Raw genomic sequence first — 16054 nt, 5'->3', positions numbered from 1 at the left:
AACGAATACTCATTTGAAAAGCAAAAAACATATGAAAAGAATATTTCTTTTTTTTATACTAATTCAAAGCCAGTTTCTTTTAAGCCAGACGGTCTTAGCTGCTTTTCCATTAGAACTAAAAAAATCCAAAGAATACAGGCATATTATCAATGCAGCAAACACAATCACCCATAATATGTTTGTGTTTGCTTCCGATAAAGAAACACTTACTATTCTAAAATACAACAGTTCCTTGTTTCTGAACAGTCAATACTCATTTCCAAGGCCGGACACCAGTCTTACAACAATTGCAGGCTATAGTTTCAACAGCGATGGAAATCCAGCTCTTTATTGGTCAAATGCTGATTTGACCAAAATAACAGCTGTACAATATGATTTGAATGCCAAAACCAGTTATCCTATTAATTATGAACAGCAGTTTTTTAATCAAACCGTTATTACACAATTTCAGGAAAACAATACATTCTATATCCTTGCACAAAAACAATTTGAAGAAAAATTAATACTGTACATTTTCAAAGATGGCAAAAAAGAAGAAAAAACACTTGATTTTAGTTCTTTTAAATTCAAAAACAGTAAAAATCAAGCAATAAACTTTACCCAAATTCTGGAAGCCTGTCCTATTGAAAAAATAGAAACAAACCAATTCAATCCATTATTTAAAGGCACTCAAAAGACAAAATTTTACGTCCTCAAAAACCGATTGCTTCTGACTTTTGATCATAATGACAATGAAACGCAGGCATTTGATATTGATCTGTCAACCTTAGAAATTCAGGAGAAAAATTTCCCGAAAACTTCAACCAAAAATTATGTCAGCCTGTCTAATTCTTATTACCACGAGAGTAAAATATATCAATTCAAAGTCAATGCCGAAGAATTGGTGTTTGAAATAAAAGATTACAACACAGCAGCCATCATAAAAAACATACTCGTTTCAAAAACCGATACTATTTCCTTTAAAAGTTCTCCTTTATGGCAGCAGTTTGAAGGACAAAGACCAAAAGAGCTCAAAACCACTGCCAAATTTCTGAGCCAATTAGTATATTTAGAAGCAGGATTAACAGTTTACAAAACCTCAAATTCGATTTTGATTACATTAGGAGGCACTGGTAACATCCAATTTGCAAATTTCATTAATACATTGTCAGACTTTAATTCATTCGACAATAATTTGCAGTATCAAAATATTCCCACCACTGTTTATTTTGAGAGTATATTCGATAAAAAGTTAGATCACATTAAAAAAGACCAGGAGCCTCTCGCTGTCGATTTCATTTCACGTTTTGAACTGGAACACTCAGAAGTAACCTTACCAAGCATTATACGCTATAAAAATTACTATATTCTGGGTTATTATGACAGTTCTGCAAAACAATATATCATGCGTAAGTTTATTGACGGATTTGACCGTTCGTTTTAAATAGACTTTATAATTAAAAAAAACGGCATAACATTAAATATTTTCTTTATTGATCCATTTTCCAACAGCGGGTGCTGTATAATTTTCCATTTTCTCCAGAAGATCATCAATATCACTGCTTATCAAAAGCATCTGCTGATTTACTTCTTTCAAAAGACCTTTTTCTTTCATTGTATGGACAAAAACAATCAAAGCATCAAAATAACCATCTACGTTTAAAATGGCAATTGGTTTTTTATGCAGTCCAAGCTGTCCCCACGTCAGCATTTCGAAGAGTTCATCCAATGTGCCAAAACCGCCCGGCAGAGCGATTACGCCGTCGCAAAGGTCATTCATTTTAGTTTTTCGCTCGTGCATAGTATCAACCAGAATTAATTTAGTAAGTGCTGGGTGAGCAATTTCTTTTGACCTCAAAAAATTTGGCAGCACACCGATTGCTTTACCGCCTGCATTCAAAACACCGTCTGCAACGGCTCCCATAAGCCCGACTTTGGCTCCTCCATAAACCAATTCAATGTTTCGCTTGGCTAATTTCTGTCCAAGCAGAGCTGCCTGAGAAGTGTAAATTTCTTCAGTTCCTGAACTGGAACCACAGAATACGGTTATTCTTTTCATTTCAATAACTATTTAAAATTCTTCAAAAAACATATCACATTACTAAAATACTCCTTAATCCGCAAAAATAAAGCTGCTGACTATTTCACCGGCAGGTATTTGTTCATTTTAAAATACATGAAATATTCCTTTTTTCCCTCTTCAACCAAGAAGTAAATATTGGCATTTAATCTTTCTTCCAGTTTACTTTCATCAAGCTGCTTTTTGCTTGTATACCCTAATCCTTGTATCTTAATAGCCGTTTGAGGTTTCATAACCCACTCCATATTGTATACATCAAGAATTCCATTAACTTCCCAATCATCAGAATGGTTGTGATTGTATTCAAAAATATTGTTACTGTAGTTTGTACTTCCTACAAGTTCGTCCTTAAATTTAACTTTGCCTTTAAAACTAATAAAAGACCCTTTTAACCCCCTGCAAAGACCTTCTGTAAACCAAATATCATCATTCTCATAATTTATTAGAGTAAGACATTTATGGATAAAATTGAAGTGAGGCAGCGGCACACCATCAGTATCGATAATACCTCCAAAATATTCATCCGGACCTGTCTGTTTTGTTGCCATTGCATAATATTTCCCTTCAAACAGAAAGGGACTCACTTTATCATAATATAGATTTGAGTAAGAGGTAAGCTTACCATTTACATCAACGGTAAAACCTTTGAACCCTCCTTTGGAATCAATAACTTCAATAGTTTCACGTTCACTTTGCATTCCTCTAATCGATGGGAATAACTCCTCATTTGTGAGCTTTTCAACATTGATATTAAAGGTGTCTCCCGAAATTTCGAAATTGTACAACTTTTTATAAAGCCCTTTCATATTAGGTTTAAAAAGTGTTACGTCTTGTAAATTGGAAGTTGGATTAAGAAGTTTTTTATTTGTTACAGCATCTACAAAACCAATTTTACCGTTTATTTTATAGGTTAGCACGTTTTGAAGATTTGATTTGCCTGCTTTTTGAAATAAAGCTGCAATTTCCTTTTTTATTTTTACAATTTCTGCATTATCTTGGGCTGAAAGCAGACCTGAAATTATCAAGAAAAAAAAACAAAAGAATTTTAATTTTTGAAGTCATAAGAGTATAATAGATTGCTGTTAATTCATTTACACCTGCACTTTATAAAATTGTGCATAATTGATATTGCGGTAATAAAGCAATATGCATAAGTTTGAATTTATGAAAATTATATTATTTTTTTTGCGCATGAAAATAGTGAAAATAATCTGGGAAATCAGCAAAAACTTTTTATTCCTGAATATTTTCTGATGAAAATTAATTCAAATAAGTCTGTAGCAATTCAGCAAATTTTATTCTGAAATGGTAATCTGTGAGGGATAGAAACCAGATGCCAAAGCAGCGTGGATAGCCCGACAGCAAAAAATAAAGGGGCCGAATCACCATTACAATGATTTGACCCCTTTCTTTATGGTGGCACGCCCAAAAGGCTTTACCCCTTGATCTGTTTTAATGAAGTTTTGATTCCTTTGATTAAAGAAGAACTGAAACCATGAAGCTCCATCTCGTTCAATCCTGCAATGGTACAGCCTTGCGGTGTAGTAACGCGGTCAATCAATTGTTCTGGATGTCCTTTTTCCTCCAGCAGCATTTCGGCAGCACCTTTAACAGTCTGTGCCGATATCTCCAAGGCAGTCTTCCAGTCAAATCCAATTTCAATTCCCGCCTGCATAGAAGCACGTATGTAACGCAAAGCAAATGCTGTTCCGCTTGCTGCTAGAACGGTTGCTGCATCCATCAGTTTTTCGTCAATGATAGGAGCTGTTCCTAATCCCTGAAAAAGAGTTACTGTTGGCTGTGCTTTTTCTTTGTTTTTTTCATGAAAAGCAATACAGGTAGCCGAAGCCCCAAATTGTGCTGCGATATTTGGCATAATACGCACCGCACTATGATTCTCCCCTATCTTATTCTGTAAATTCTCTATAGAAAGTCCGCTTACTGCCGAAGCGATTACTTTACTGGAAATCACAGGCAGAATCTCAGCCAGAACGGTATCTACCTGATAGGGTTTTATCGTCAGGATAATAACATCTGCTTCCTGAATATTACTGGTATTATCTGTAGTGATTGTAACTCCTAATTCTTTTAAATGCGAAATAGGAGCCAAATTGCGTCTCGTTACCGTTACCTGGTTATCTTTAGTAAATTTTGCTATTCCGATTGCGACAGAAGCCCCAAGGTTTCCTCCGCCTATGATATGTACTTTCATTCTTGTATCTTTTTATTCTTTGATTGATTAATAGTATTTCGGATGCCGAAAAAAAGGAATTACAAAGAACACAAATTATCCCGAATCTATTATTTTTAAATTTAAATAAATTCGGGATAATTGTTATATTCTAAAAGTTGCCGATGTTTAATATCCTAATATCAGTCTGGCTATCTCAAAATAAATCATGATGCCGAAAACATCGTTTGTAGTAGTAATAAAAGGCCCTGTCGCAATTGCAGGATCAATTTTCCTTCTATGTAAAAACAGAGGCACTAATACCCCTAATGAAGCTGCAAATACTATTACTACAAGCATGGAAATGGAGATAGCAAATCCAACTAGATACTGCTGATACATTAAAGAATGGTACAAAAATAAAAATAATGATATTATCGTTCCCGAAATCATAGCAACCGAAAGTTCCTTAGTTAAGTATTGACTGCTGTATTGTTTTAAAGTTCCGTTGGCCAGACCCTGCACCACAATTGCAGATGCCTGCACACCAATATTCCCCGCTGTAGCCGAAAGTAAGGGAACAAATATCATCAAAGTAAAATACTGCTGCCCCGTAGTCTGATTGCCTTCCAGAACCTTTGAGGCAATAATTTCAATTACCATTCCTATCAAAAGCCACGGCAGTCTTGCTTTCATCAGCTCCAGAACAGTATCGCTGGATTCTACGTCATTGGTAATACCCGCAGCCAATTGATAATCTTTTTCGGCCTCGTCTTTGATAACGTCCACGATATCGTCAATAGTAATTCTCCCTACTAAACGTCCCAGTTCATCCACTACAGGAATAGCTTCCAAATCGTATTTCTGCATGATTCTGGCCACCTCAACATCTTCTGTATCTACATTTACCGAATTCAGTTTTCGGATATATACATCGCTGATATTTGTCCGTGTAGAAGTCGTCAGCAGATCTTTCAGCGACAATCGGCCTTTTAATCTGTCTTCGTCATCGACTACATAAATAGAATGGACTCTGGAAATATTTTCGGCCTGAATACGCATTTCTTTTACACAGGTAAGCACGTTCCAGTTTTCATTCACTTTTACAAGCTCCTTGTGCATGATTCCTCCTGCAGTATCTTCCTTGTAACGTAAAAGTTCTACAATATCCTTAGCATGTTCAACGTCCTGCAGCTCTGATATTACTTCGGCTTTTTTCTCTTTCGAAAGTTCCCCGATAATATCGGCCGCATCATTGGTTTCTAATTCGTCAAGCTCTTCGGCAATCTCTTTTGGCGAAAGCCTGTTTAATATATTCTCCCTTAAATCATCTTCTAACTCTAAGAGGATTTCGGCAGTTTTTTCACTGTCCAGAACTTTAAAGATATACGTTGCCTGATCAAAGTCTAATTCATCTAAAACTTCGGCAATATCAGCATGGTGCATATCATTCAATAAAACTTCCAGCTGCTGGTCATTTTTACTTTGAATAAATTCACCGAGCTGCAGTATTAATTCTTTGCTGATTTTAAACTCCTCCATCGGCTTCTATTTTTTGGGTCAATGCTATAAATTCTTTGTAATCCAATTGCTCGGGACGAAGATTAAAAACTTCGTCTTCTCTCAAACTATCGGACAAATTTAAGGTTTTTAAACTGTTCCGCAAGGTCTTTCTGCGCTGCTGAAAAGCCGTTTTTACAACCGTGAAAAACAATTTTTCGCCACAAGGCAGACTAAAATCTTCTTTCCTTCGCATACGCATCACTCCCGATTTTACCTTGGGTGGCGGATTGAATACATTTTCGTCTACGGTAAACAGATACTCGGTATCATAAAACGCCTGTGCCAAAACGGACAGGATTCCATAAGCTTTGGTTCCTTTTTTCTCACAGATGCGTTCTGCTACTTCTTTTTGGAACATTCCGGCAAATTCAGGAATCTGATTGCGATATTCCAATGTTTTGAAAACAATCTGCGTCGAAATATTATACGGGAAATTTCCAATGATAGCAAATTGTTTCCCAGCGAAAACTTCATTGATATCGTATTTGAGGAAATCTTTTGAAATGATTCTGTCCTTCAATTTATCATAATGAACACCCAGATATTCAACCGATTCAGTGTCAATTTCGATAACATATGTATTGATTGGTTTTTCCAGCAGATACTTGGTCAGTACTCCCATTCCGGGTCCTATTTCCAGTACATCTTCATACCCTTCTAAATTCAGGGTGTCAGCGATGTCTTTCGCTACGCTTTCATCTTTTAAGAAATGCTGTCCGAGGTGCTTTTTGGCTGTTACTTTTTCCATATCGTTATTACGAGGCACTGTGTCTTCTCGCTTTATTTAGGGTTATAATCTCGCAAAGACGCAAAGACAAAATTTAATTTTAAATCCAAAGATTTTTAATGATCTGAAATCACTTGCAATTCAGTTCTAAAAGTCAGCATTTTGTCGCCAAACAATTTTTGTCCTTCCTCTCTTAATTTTGGAGCATCTTCCTGATAGTATTTTGCTAATGTTTCCTTACTGTCCGTTTCATACTGAACAGAATAAGTAACACCGCCCATTTCCTCCTCAACCAAAACTCGGACTAAACGAGCTGAACTAAATTTTCCGCAAGCCAGCATTTCGGGAATATGTTTGTGCTGCATCCAGATCATCCATTGATCATGAACGCTTTCATGTATGTTTGTGGTAACGTTGTATATAATCATTTTTTTTATTGTTGATTTGGTCAATTGTTTAATTGTTTAATCGAAGAAAGTTAAAAAGATAAAATAATTAACCGATTAAACTCTTCTTTTATTAATTATACTTATTTGTTTAATCATTAATTCGGTTAAACAAATAAACAATTAAACGATTAAACTTTTCTTTAAAGGTTCGTATCTCCTCGCAATTCCCTGAATTTCCTTCTGGCATCGACAAAATAGATACTGTCCTGATGCGCAAAAATTATTTTCTCGTATAAAGCTTTTGCCTTATCAGGCTGCTGTAATTGTTTATTATAAATCTCTGCCGAGAAATACAATGCTTCATCAATATAAATTCCGTCACTGTGATGATCAATAATATCTTGATATTGTGCCAAAGCCAGCGTATTATCACCCAGCTTTTCATACAATCTGCCCAATCGGAGCAAAGTCACAGCTTCGATTTCCTGTCCTTTGAAACTTTTCAGAATCTGCTGAAACTGAGCAATTGCTTCCTGATTCCTGTTTTGGTACAAAAGATAATCTCCTTTGGCAAACTGTTTCAGTGCCGTCTGAGACGAATCGGCTACGGTATTATCATTAATCAAAAGAAAATATTCCAAAGCGTCATTGGCAATCAGCTGGGTAGCGGCCGATTTTAGTTCTTTGAACTGTTTCAAAGCCCATTCAAAATCGGTTTTAAAATAACTTGTTTTTGCTGATTTCAAACTTGCTTCGTGCGACAGCACATTATTCTGCAGATTTTCCTGAATCTGAGAATAATAGAGTAATGCCTGATTGAACTTTTCTTCAGAAAGCAAAATATCCGCCAGTTCCATTTTGCACTGTGCCTGATCAAATTGATTCAGCTGCATCTCCGCTGCCCGCTTTACAATGGTTTTACCCAAAGTTGGGTTTTTCATTATGAAACTTACAAAATGTGCTTGTTTTAACTGCAAAGATAAAGTAACCGGCGTTATTCCATACTGCTTTAACAAAGCATTAAACTGTGCATCAATAGCCGCAAAATCTTTTTCCTGCGCTTTTTCCATTCGCATCTGCAGTAAATAACTTTGAGCCCTAACAATCAAATCAACATCGGTTGTGTTTTCTAAAACATAATTCATCACCTCGGTGGCAATTTCCTGATTTCCTTCTTCGATAGCGATTTGTCCCAAACTGATGATGTTTGATAATGATTCCGGATTTCGCTTATAAATCGCTTTTTCCTGAATAAACGCTTTTTCAAATTCCTTTTGCTGCATATAAAACCAACTTAAAAACTGATTCCAAAACACATCCTGATTTTTTTGAACCCGAACAATTAAGGCTTTCCGGAGACTTTCGTTAAACTTAGATTCCCCTTCAGAAGACATATACCGCGTCAATTGATTTTGAATCATTACAGTCGACTGCTGATTTTCAAAAGCTTCTTCCAAAAAATTAACAGTCATTTGGTCTGTATTTCCTAATTGTCCATACAGCAGAGCCGTTTGATATTTAAAATCAAGGGTTGGCACCATTTCAACCGCCGTCAGATATGATTTTAAAGCATATTCGAGCAGTACTTTTTTTTCAAATGCATTGGCAACACCATAGACTTCGTTTGGATTTTTTCGGATTCTGTCTATGGCCTCATCATAATATTTTTTGGCCTTGACATCATTTTTCTGTAATTGAAAATTATACCCTAATTCGACCAAAAGTGTTGACTGTCCAGATCTTGTCAGTCGGTCCTGGATTTCCTTTTCGGCGGGATTAAACTGAAGCAGCTGCTGCATACAGTCAATTTTTCGCTGAAAATAAAAAGGATTCGAAGGCAGGCTGTTTGATAACTCCTGATAACTGACTAATGCTTTCTCAAAATCTCCTTTGTCGTAATAATACTGGGCCAATTGTTCATTTTGGGCAAACCCAATTAATGAAAAAAACAGTGCGATATGTAGGAAGAGTTTTTTCATTTTTAACAGCAATTTTTTATAAAACATATAAGTCATATAAGTTTGCATTTGCTTTATTTTTAAAGTTTTGCAATACATTTATATGACTTATAAGGCAAATTTTTAATCACAAATTAATTGGATAATTTCCGATCTAAATTTCAAGCTATTGCCTTTTGGCTAATGGCTATTCACTAATTTATAATATCAAACCCGCAGTATGGACGCAAAACCTCAGGGATTATGATTCCTTCCGGAGTCTGGTAATTTTCTAAAATGCCTGCCAGAACTCTTGGCAGAGCCAATGAACTTCCATTAAGCGTGTGAGCCAATTGATTTTTACCGTCTTTGTCTTTGAAACGCAGTTTCAAACGGTTCGCCTGAAAAGTCTCAAAATTAGATACTGATGAAATTTCTAACCAGCGTTCCTGCGCTGTAGAATACACTTCAAAATCATAAGTCAAAGCCGATGTGAAACCCATATCTCCTCCGCAAAGACGTAAAATTCGGAAAGGCAGTTTCAATTCTTTCAGAATATTTTTTACATGTTCTACCATTCCGTCAAGAGCTTGGTAGGAGTTATCCGGATGTTCAATACGAACAATTTCTACTTTGTCAAATTGATGCAGACGGTTCAATCCTCGCACATGCGCACCGTAAGAACCCGCTTCACGACGGAAACAAGGTGTGTAGGCAGTCCGTAAAATTGGAAATTCATTTTCATTCACGATTACATCCCTGAAAATGTTGGTCACAGGAACCTCAGCAGTTGGAATCAAATATAGATTATCTGTTGCGTCATGATACATCTGTCCTTCTTTGTCCGGCAATTGCCCCGTTCCATAAGCCGAAGCTTCATTCACAAAATGTGGAACCTGAACTTCCTGATATCCTGCTGCTGTATTTTTGTCAAGGAAATAATTAATTAAAGCACGCTGCAGACGAGCACCTTTTCCTTTGTAAACAGGGAATCCTGCACCTGTAATTTTATTTCCAAGTTCAAAATCAATGATATCATATTGTTTTACCAATTCCCAATGTGGCTGTGCCCCTTCGTGCAAAACCGGAATATCACCTTCTTCATAAACATTTAAATTATCGTCTGCCGATTTTCCAGCAGGAACAATAGCTGCAGGAAGATTAGGCAGTGTATATAATTTTTCTGTTAATTCATTTGCTAAAACATCAGCGCTTTCAGCCAATGCTTTGCTTTTTTCTTTTAAAAGAACCGTTTTTTCTTTAAGGATTGACGCTTTCGATTTTTCGCCGGCTTTCATCAATTCGCCTATATCTTTGGACAATTTATTAGATTCGGATAAAGTATTGTCTAACTCAACTTGCGCAGCGCGTCGTTTTTCATCCAGTTGTACCACTTCTTCAACAACGGCTCTGGCATCCATATTTCTTTTGGCCAAAGCGCTGATTACTTTCTCTTGATTCTCTCTAATAAATGCAATTTGTAACATAGTTTGATTTTTATAACTCAATAATGGAAGCAAATTTAAGGAAATGTTTGGTAACAACGGGACAAAGTTTCCTTGTGGATTTATTTTAATTTTTTGATGCTAAATTCTATAATAAAACCTCTTTTGATTTACTTAGTTAATTCGGTACCGCTCGTGCAATGCAATTAAGTTAAGGGTTTTTTATTAAAGTTTGTCCAAAGATAATTCTCAAAGGCGCAAAGAAAAACCCGCAACGTTCGCAAAGTTTAGCGTTCTTAGCGTTTCATTTGCGAACCCTGCGGTTAAATATTCCAAATCAAAAAAGTTTTAAAAATCAAATTCCTCTTTAATTGCTCTTTCCGTTTTTTGTCTAACAAAAATATAAAACGATACGACAACAGCAAGTGAAGCGATAAAACCCATAGTATCAGAAAAAGGAAATAATAATCCAATAAAAGAAATTGCAACTAAACATAATGCTGAGATTATTGTCATTTTTGCAGAATATTTTTGTGCAAAATCCCAATGTTCTTGCGATTTTAAAGAGTTTTTCGTTCGATATCCTTTTTGATTTCTGCTTTTTGGAGGAAAAATATATTCAGCGAAACCTACAATAATAAAAATTATTCCAAATGTTAATAGCATTAATGAAAAAGTATAATTCATAAATGGTATAAAAAAAATTAAAAATCAAAATCCTCTTTAACCTCTAAGCTATCGATTACGGTTGTGTCTTTTACTTTGATATTTAATAACGAATGAGCTCGACCTGTAAGCGTAACAGGGGCAGACAAACCAACAGTATCTTCAGGAACTAATAAACCACGGCGGAACATCAGATTTCTCAGGAATGCCTGTTGTTTGGTGGCATAGGCTTTCTGCAAACCTTCCTGATCAAACTGCCACATGAATTTCTTTGGTTTTGGGATGATCGTTGCCAGATATAAACATTCGCGGACATTCAGATCGGCAGGTCTTTTTTGGAAATAAAATTCGGCAGCTTCGCCAATTCCATATACGTTTGGTCCCCATTCGATAATATTGAAATACACTTCAAGCATACGTTGTTTGCTCGTGATTCGATTGCCTTCAATTATATAAACCAACAGAATTTCTTCTAGTTTTCGTGATAAAGTTTTTTCTCTGGTAAGGAAAACGTTTTTAACCAATTGCATGCTTATGGTGCTTGCTCCACGTGAAAACTTTTTGGTGCGGATATTTTTAAGAATCGATTGTTTAAAAGCTTCGTTTATAAAACCGTGATGCGACATGAACGAAGGATCTTCGGAAGTTAAAACGCATTTTTGCAGATATGGTGAAATCTGGTCCAATGGTGTGTAATACGGATTGCTTGCGCCTACAAAAACCGGACGCTGCAGAACACCTTTATCGATCGCTCTATAAGTGAATTCGCCGTTTAATTTGTTAAGGTCAATATTTCCATATTTGGTTATTTTAACATCTCGTTTGTTGACATTGCTTTTGAAAACGATGGTGTTTGGTTTATTTTTGTTGAACATGAAATCCAGATTATAATCAAAATCACCCGTGGCTTCCATGCCTTGAAAATGGGTAAACAATCCGTCAGGCAGGGAAGTGATAAAATCCTGTGTTTTGATTTTTGGAGTTCGGATTTGCAGTCTGTAAACGGTATCTTCTTCGGTGTTATACGAAAGATACGGATGTATTTTTATTTTGTTGAATTGAACGGTCGAACTGCTGTCGATCGAAATAAAATCGCTGCCTAACAAGAAACGGAAATCAAAGCGTGCATTTTTGATATTAACGTCTTTGCTGGCAATTCTTTTGTGATTTACTTTCAAATTGGTAATCGAGCTGAAACCATCAAAATGCAGTTCGCCGCCACTCATGTCAATGTTTTGAACATTGAAACGAATGGAGTCAAAACTGGCTTTCAGGTTATAGCGTTCATCAAAATAAGGCACTTTGATGGCACCGGTGTCAATGTTAAAAAAATGGAGATCTCCTTTTTTATTTCTTGGATCTGCTATTCCGTTGATTCTCCATCGCTGTGCAAAGGTGTTGGTTTTAACCTCGATCGACGATTCCAATTTGGTTTGGTGCAAGGTCAGGTTTTTAAAATTTACAGTCGCTTTCTTGCCATTGTCATCGAGTTTGAAAACAAGATTTTCCATTGTCATATCTGTCGGAACTAGATTGAGGACCTTGGAGATAATGCGATAGGCAAATTCGGCATAATCTCGTTTTTTGTTCGTTCTAGGTTCGTTTTTGTCTTTTTTGAAGAATGCTCCAAAGTTTTTGACATTTCCTTTTTTGGTTAACTGGACATAACCGTTTTTTATTTCAAGAGTCCCAAGCTGCACATCGCCGATGAGCAAACGCCATAAATTGACACTTGTTTTTATTTTTTGAATTTTGAAAATTGTGTCCAGATTTTTTGGAGCCAAAGTAATTTCGTCCAGTTCTATTCCTGAAATACCATCGAAAGATGCTTTTTTTATAGCAAATTCGCTGTTGTATTCTAATTTCATCGTGGATGATACCTTATCCACTGCCTGATCCAAAAGTTCGTCCCTGAATACCAGAAAACCAATTAGGAGCAGAGTAATAACTATCCCAATTATTTTGGAGGCAAGCAGTAACTTTTGTTTGTTAGTTTTCATGTTGTAGGAAAGAAAAGAAATGTTTTTTAAAATGATGTTTTATCCAAAAAGCATACTCGCCACATCTTCAATTTTGGCAACCAGCTGAATTTTGATTCCGGTATTTTTTAAAGCTATTTTATTGTACTTGGATACAAAAATAGTAGAAAATCCTAATTTTTCAGCTTCCTGGATGCGCTGATCTACTCGGTTTACAGGACGGATTTCGCCAGAAAGACCAACTTCGCCTGCAAAGCAGTAATCTTTGTTGACCGGAATGTCTTCATTAGATGATAAAATTGCTGCAACAACGGCCAAATCGATGGCAGGGTCGTCAACAGAAATTCCTCCGGTTACATTCAGGAAAACATCTTTTGCGCCAAGTCTAAAACCGGCTCTTTTTTCCAAAACGGCTAAAATCATATTCAGTCTTTTGGCGTTATAACCTGTGGTGCTTCTTTGTGGAGTTCCATATACTGCGGTACTTACCAGCGATTGAATTTCGATCATCAGCGGACGCATACCTTCTAGTGTGGTAGCAATGGCCGTTCCTGATAGTTCTTCGTCTTTGTGCGAAATCAATATTTCGGAAGGATTGGATACTTCCCGAAGTCCGCTTCCAAGCATTTCGTAGATACCAATCTCTGCAGTTGACCCAAAACGGTTTTTTAGCGAACGTAAAATGCGGTAAACATGATTTCTGTCACCTTCAAATTGAAGTACAGTATCAACCATATGTTCCAATATTTTTGGTCCGGCAATCGTTCCGTCTTTGGTGATATGACCAATTAATATTACGGGAATATTGGTTTCTTTGGCAAATTTGATCAATTCGGCTGTGGTTTCCCGTATTTGAGAAATACTTCCGGCGGTCGATTCGATATAATCGGTATGCAAAGTCTGAATCGAATCAATTATGACAATTTCGGGCTGAATGGCTTCAATCTGCTTAAAGATATTCTGTGTTTTAGTTTCTGTAAGGATAAAGCAGTTATCTCCATTTGGAGTAATACGCTCAGCACGCATCTTAATCTGCTTTTGGCTTTCCTCACCCGAAACGTATAAGGTTTTGTATGGTAATTTTAAAGAAATCTGCAGCAACAAAGTACTCTTTCCAATACCAGGTTCTCCTCCTAAAAGTATTAGAGAGCCAGGAACAATTCCGCCTCCCAGAACTCTGTTCAGCTCATTGTCAGTAGTATTGAGTCTGATTTCTTCTGTACTGTCAATTTCATTGATCCTTAATGGTTTTGGCGCTTTGCTAGTTGTGGACTGCTCGCTTTTCCAAGCCACTTTTTCCTGCTTTTGAATAATTTCCTCGGCAATAGTGTTCCATTCTCTGCATGAATTACACTGCCCCTGCCATTTGGAATATTGGGCACCGCAATTCTGGCAAAAAAAAGTTGTTTTTACTTTGGACATTATTATTGCTTTTTTTCTTCTGTTACTGGTGCGTCAGCTGTAGGAGTTTCTTCAATTACTTCTTGTTTTGCTTCAGTATCCTGACCAACTTTTCCTTTTATTTTTGGTTTTTTTGCAAAGGTTTTTTTCAGCTCTTCAGCTTTTGCAAACATCATATCTTTGGTTAGATCAGCAATTTCTTCTTTGTTGAATCCTGACATATAATAACGTACAGCCCTTGGATTATCTTGTTTTTTTTCGAACATGATTGCTAATTCGTAATCTCCAAGCATGCTTTTTGGGTAATTTTTATCTGCAAGAATTGCCAAGGCATCCAGCTCATTGTAATCTTTATTTTCTAGGATGGCTGCTTCTATGGCTTTGAAATCGGAAATTCTGATTGGATTTTTTATTCCAAAAGAATTTTCAATTATATCGTATTTTTTTTTCAGATATTCTACATAACCTTCTTTTAAAGTGACTATTTTAGTCTTGTATTCCAGTACAGATATTGGCTCTGCCACTGAGAAAATTTGATATAAAGCAGAAGGAATCGAATGCAGCACAAGTGAATAATGGGAGGCTTCCTTAAAATCTTCGAATTTATAATTTAAATCAGGGTTTTTAATTGTTTTTAGACTTGTGTCAAGATTTAGGATTCTTTCTCTCATTTTTTTCTCATCTCCATCGGCTGTGGATAAATAATAGAAAAGAGGTGTTTTGGAATTTGCAAGTAAATCTGGCATCGTTTGCTCCATATTTACTGGAAATTCCGGGCTTAATGAAATATAAGCATCAAATAGTGGTCTGTCTTTGTATAAAAAGAAATTTAAAAAAGAGGCGGTGGTGTCATGCCCGGCTATAATCTTGAAATTTGTTACTCTGTATTCCTTTTGAATCATAGGAATAAGTTCTAGTGAAATAAAATCAAAGAAATCTACACTTTTTCCGTCAGGCATTCCTGTTACTGGATCAACTCCGCAATCTGTGTTTCTTTGATCATTTTTGTTTTGAGCTATACCAACAATTATTACTTCTGGTAAATCATCCCAATAAGAACCGTAAATTAACGCACCAGTGAAAGGATTTAATAAATAATCGCCATCCAATAAAACTAATAAAGGATATTGTTTGGTTTTGTTTTTTTCATAAGAAGCGGGCAATGACACAAAAAGATCCCTTTTTTCTTTGAGTTTTTCTGAGTTAAAACTGATTGTTTTTATTTGTGCCAAACAGGAAAATGAAAAAAAGGCTAGGAATGCTAATAATAGATGTTTCATATGTTGGGGATTGGTTATCTATAAGAAATAGTGTCGCAATATAAACAATTATTAGGATACCGTGAAAGACGAAACTGACAAACTGTTATGTTAAGGAGTTGTCATTTTCATTAGGAAAAACGATCCATGGCTTAAATGTTTTTGCTTCTTCAAAATCTAATGTAGCATAAGAAATGATGATAATGATGTCGTCTTTTTGAACTTTTCTTGCGGCAGGACCGTTTAATGTGATTGTTCCGGAATTTTTTTCTCCAACTATCGCATAGGTATCAAAACGTTCTCCGTTATTAATGTTTACTATCGATACCTTTTCTCCTTCTATTATGTTGGATGCTTCTAATAATGCTTCATCTATAGTTATACTTCCGATGTAATTTAAGTCGGCTCCTGTAACTTTTACTCGGTGAATTTTTGATTTAACAACTTGAATATGCATGG

14 protein-coding genes are annotated in these 16054 nt (G+C 36.0%); 1 reads left to right on the top strand and 13 read right to left on the bottom strand.

Translation table 11 applies throughout. The features are described 5' to 3' along the window. The first annotated feature begins 31 nt into the window (after positions 1–31). A complete protein-coding gene (locus OZP07_RS20995) occupies positions 32–1423 on the top strand; it encodes a hypothetical protein (RefSeq protein ID WP_281636642.1) in 1392 nt (463 codons plus the stop codon). Between the two features lie 33 nt (positions 1424–1456). Here the strand turns inward: OZP07_RS20995 and OZP07_RS20990 are convergent, their stop codons facing one another. From OZP07_RS20990 to panD, 13 genes are all read right to left on the bottom strand, one after another. Then, positions 1457–2038: an LOG family protein gene (locus OZP07_RS20990; RefSeq protein WP_281636641.1), complete on the bottom strand. Its 582-nt coding sequence runs from the start codon at positions 2036–2038 to the stop codon at positions 1457–1459. 80 nt (positions 2039–2118) lie between these two features. Next, positions 2119–3084 (bottom strand): hypothetical protein, encoded by a 966-nt coding sequence (locus OZP07_RS20985; protein ID WP_281636640.1) that lies wholly within the window; start codon positions 3082–3084, stop codon positions 2119–2121. A gap of 410 nt (positions 3085–3494) precedes the next feature. Then, complete coding sequence (proC, locus tag OZP07_RS20980) at positions 3495–4271, bottom strand: pyrroline-5-carboxylate reductase (protein ID WP_281636639.1); 777 nt, start codon at positions 4269–4271, stop codon at positions 3495–3497. A gap of 147 nt (positions 4272–4418) precedes the next feature. Continuing rightward, positions 4419–5771, bottom strand: a complete 1353-nt coding sequence (mgtE, locus tag OZP07_RS20975) for a magnesium transporter (RefSeq protein ID WP_194642397.1) — start codon at positions 5769–5771, stop codon at positions 4419–4421. Then, a complete protein-coding gene (gene rsmA, locus OZP07_RS20970) occupies positions 5758–6540 on the bottom strand; it encodes a 16S rRNA (adenine(1518)-N(6)/adenine(1519)-N(6))-dimethyltransferase RsmA (RefSeq protein WP_281636638.1) in 783 nt (260 codons plus the stop codon). Before rsmA ends, mgtE begins: the two co-directional genes overlap by 14 nt. A 95-nt stretch (positions 6541–6635) precedes the next feature. Continuing rightward, positions 6636–6947 (bottom strand): DUF4286 family protein, encoded by a 312-nt coding sequence (locus OZP07_RS20965; protein WP_281636637.1) that lies wholly within the window; start codon positions 6945–6947, stop codon positions 6636–6638. Positions 6948–7108: 161 nt separating this feature from the next. Further along, entirely contained in the window at positions 7109–8887 is a 1779-nt protein-coding gene (locus OZP07_RS20960) for a tetratricopeptide repeat protein (protein ID WP_281636636.1), read from the bottom strand. A gap of 173 nt (positions 8888–9060) precedes the next feature. Beyond that, entirely contained in the window at positions 9061–10332 is a 1272-nt protein-coding gene (gene serS, locus OZP07_RS20955; RefSeq protein WP_281636635.1) for a serine--tRNA ligase, read from the bottom strand. Positions 10333–10638: 306 nt separating this feature from the next. After that, entirely contained in the window at positions 10639–10977 is a 339-nt protein-coding gene (locus OZP07_RS20950; protein ID WP_281636634.1) for an SdpI family protein, read from the bottom strand. A 17-nt stretch (positions 10978–10994) separates the two neighbouring features. Further along, a complete protein-coding gene (locus OZP07_RS20945) occupies positions 10995–12956 on the bottom strand; it encodes a transglycosylase domain-containing protein (RefSeq protein WP_281636633.1) in 1962 nt (653 codons plus the stop codon). Between the two features lie 39 nt (positions 12957–12995). Next, entirely contained in the window at positions 12996–14357 is a 1362-nt protein-coding gene (radA, locus tag OZP07_RS20940) for a DNA repair protein RadA (protein WP_281636632.1), read from the bottom strand. Positions 14358–14359: 2 nt separating this feature from the next. Then, the gene (locus OZP07_RS20935) at positions 14360–15616 is read right to left on the bottom strand and encodes an alpha/beta hydrolase (RefSeq protein WP_281636631.1); all 1257 of its coding nucleotides are present in this window, start codon (positions 15614–15616) and stop codon (positions 14360–14362) included. A gap of 85 nt (positions 15617–15701) precedes the next feature. After that, a complete protein-coding gene (gene panD / locus OZP07_RS20930) occupies positions 15702–16052 on the bottom strand; it encodes an aspartate 1-decarboxylase (protein WP_281636630.1) in 351 nt (116 codons plus the stop codon). Positions 16053–16054 lie beyond the last annotated feature (2 nt).

It is taken from the genome of Flavobacterium marginilacus, from assembly GCF_026870155.1.
Taxonomy (GTDB): domain Bacteria; phylum Bacteroidota; class Bacteroidia; order Flavobacteriales; family Flavobacteriaceae; genus Flavobacterium; species Flavobacterium marginilacus.
Note: the sequence above shows the minus strand (reverse complement) of the source record. Positions and strands in the feature narration are given on the sequence as shown.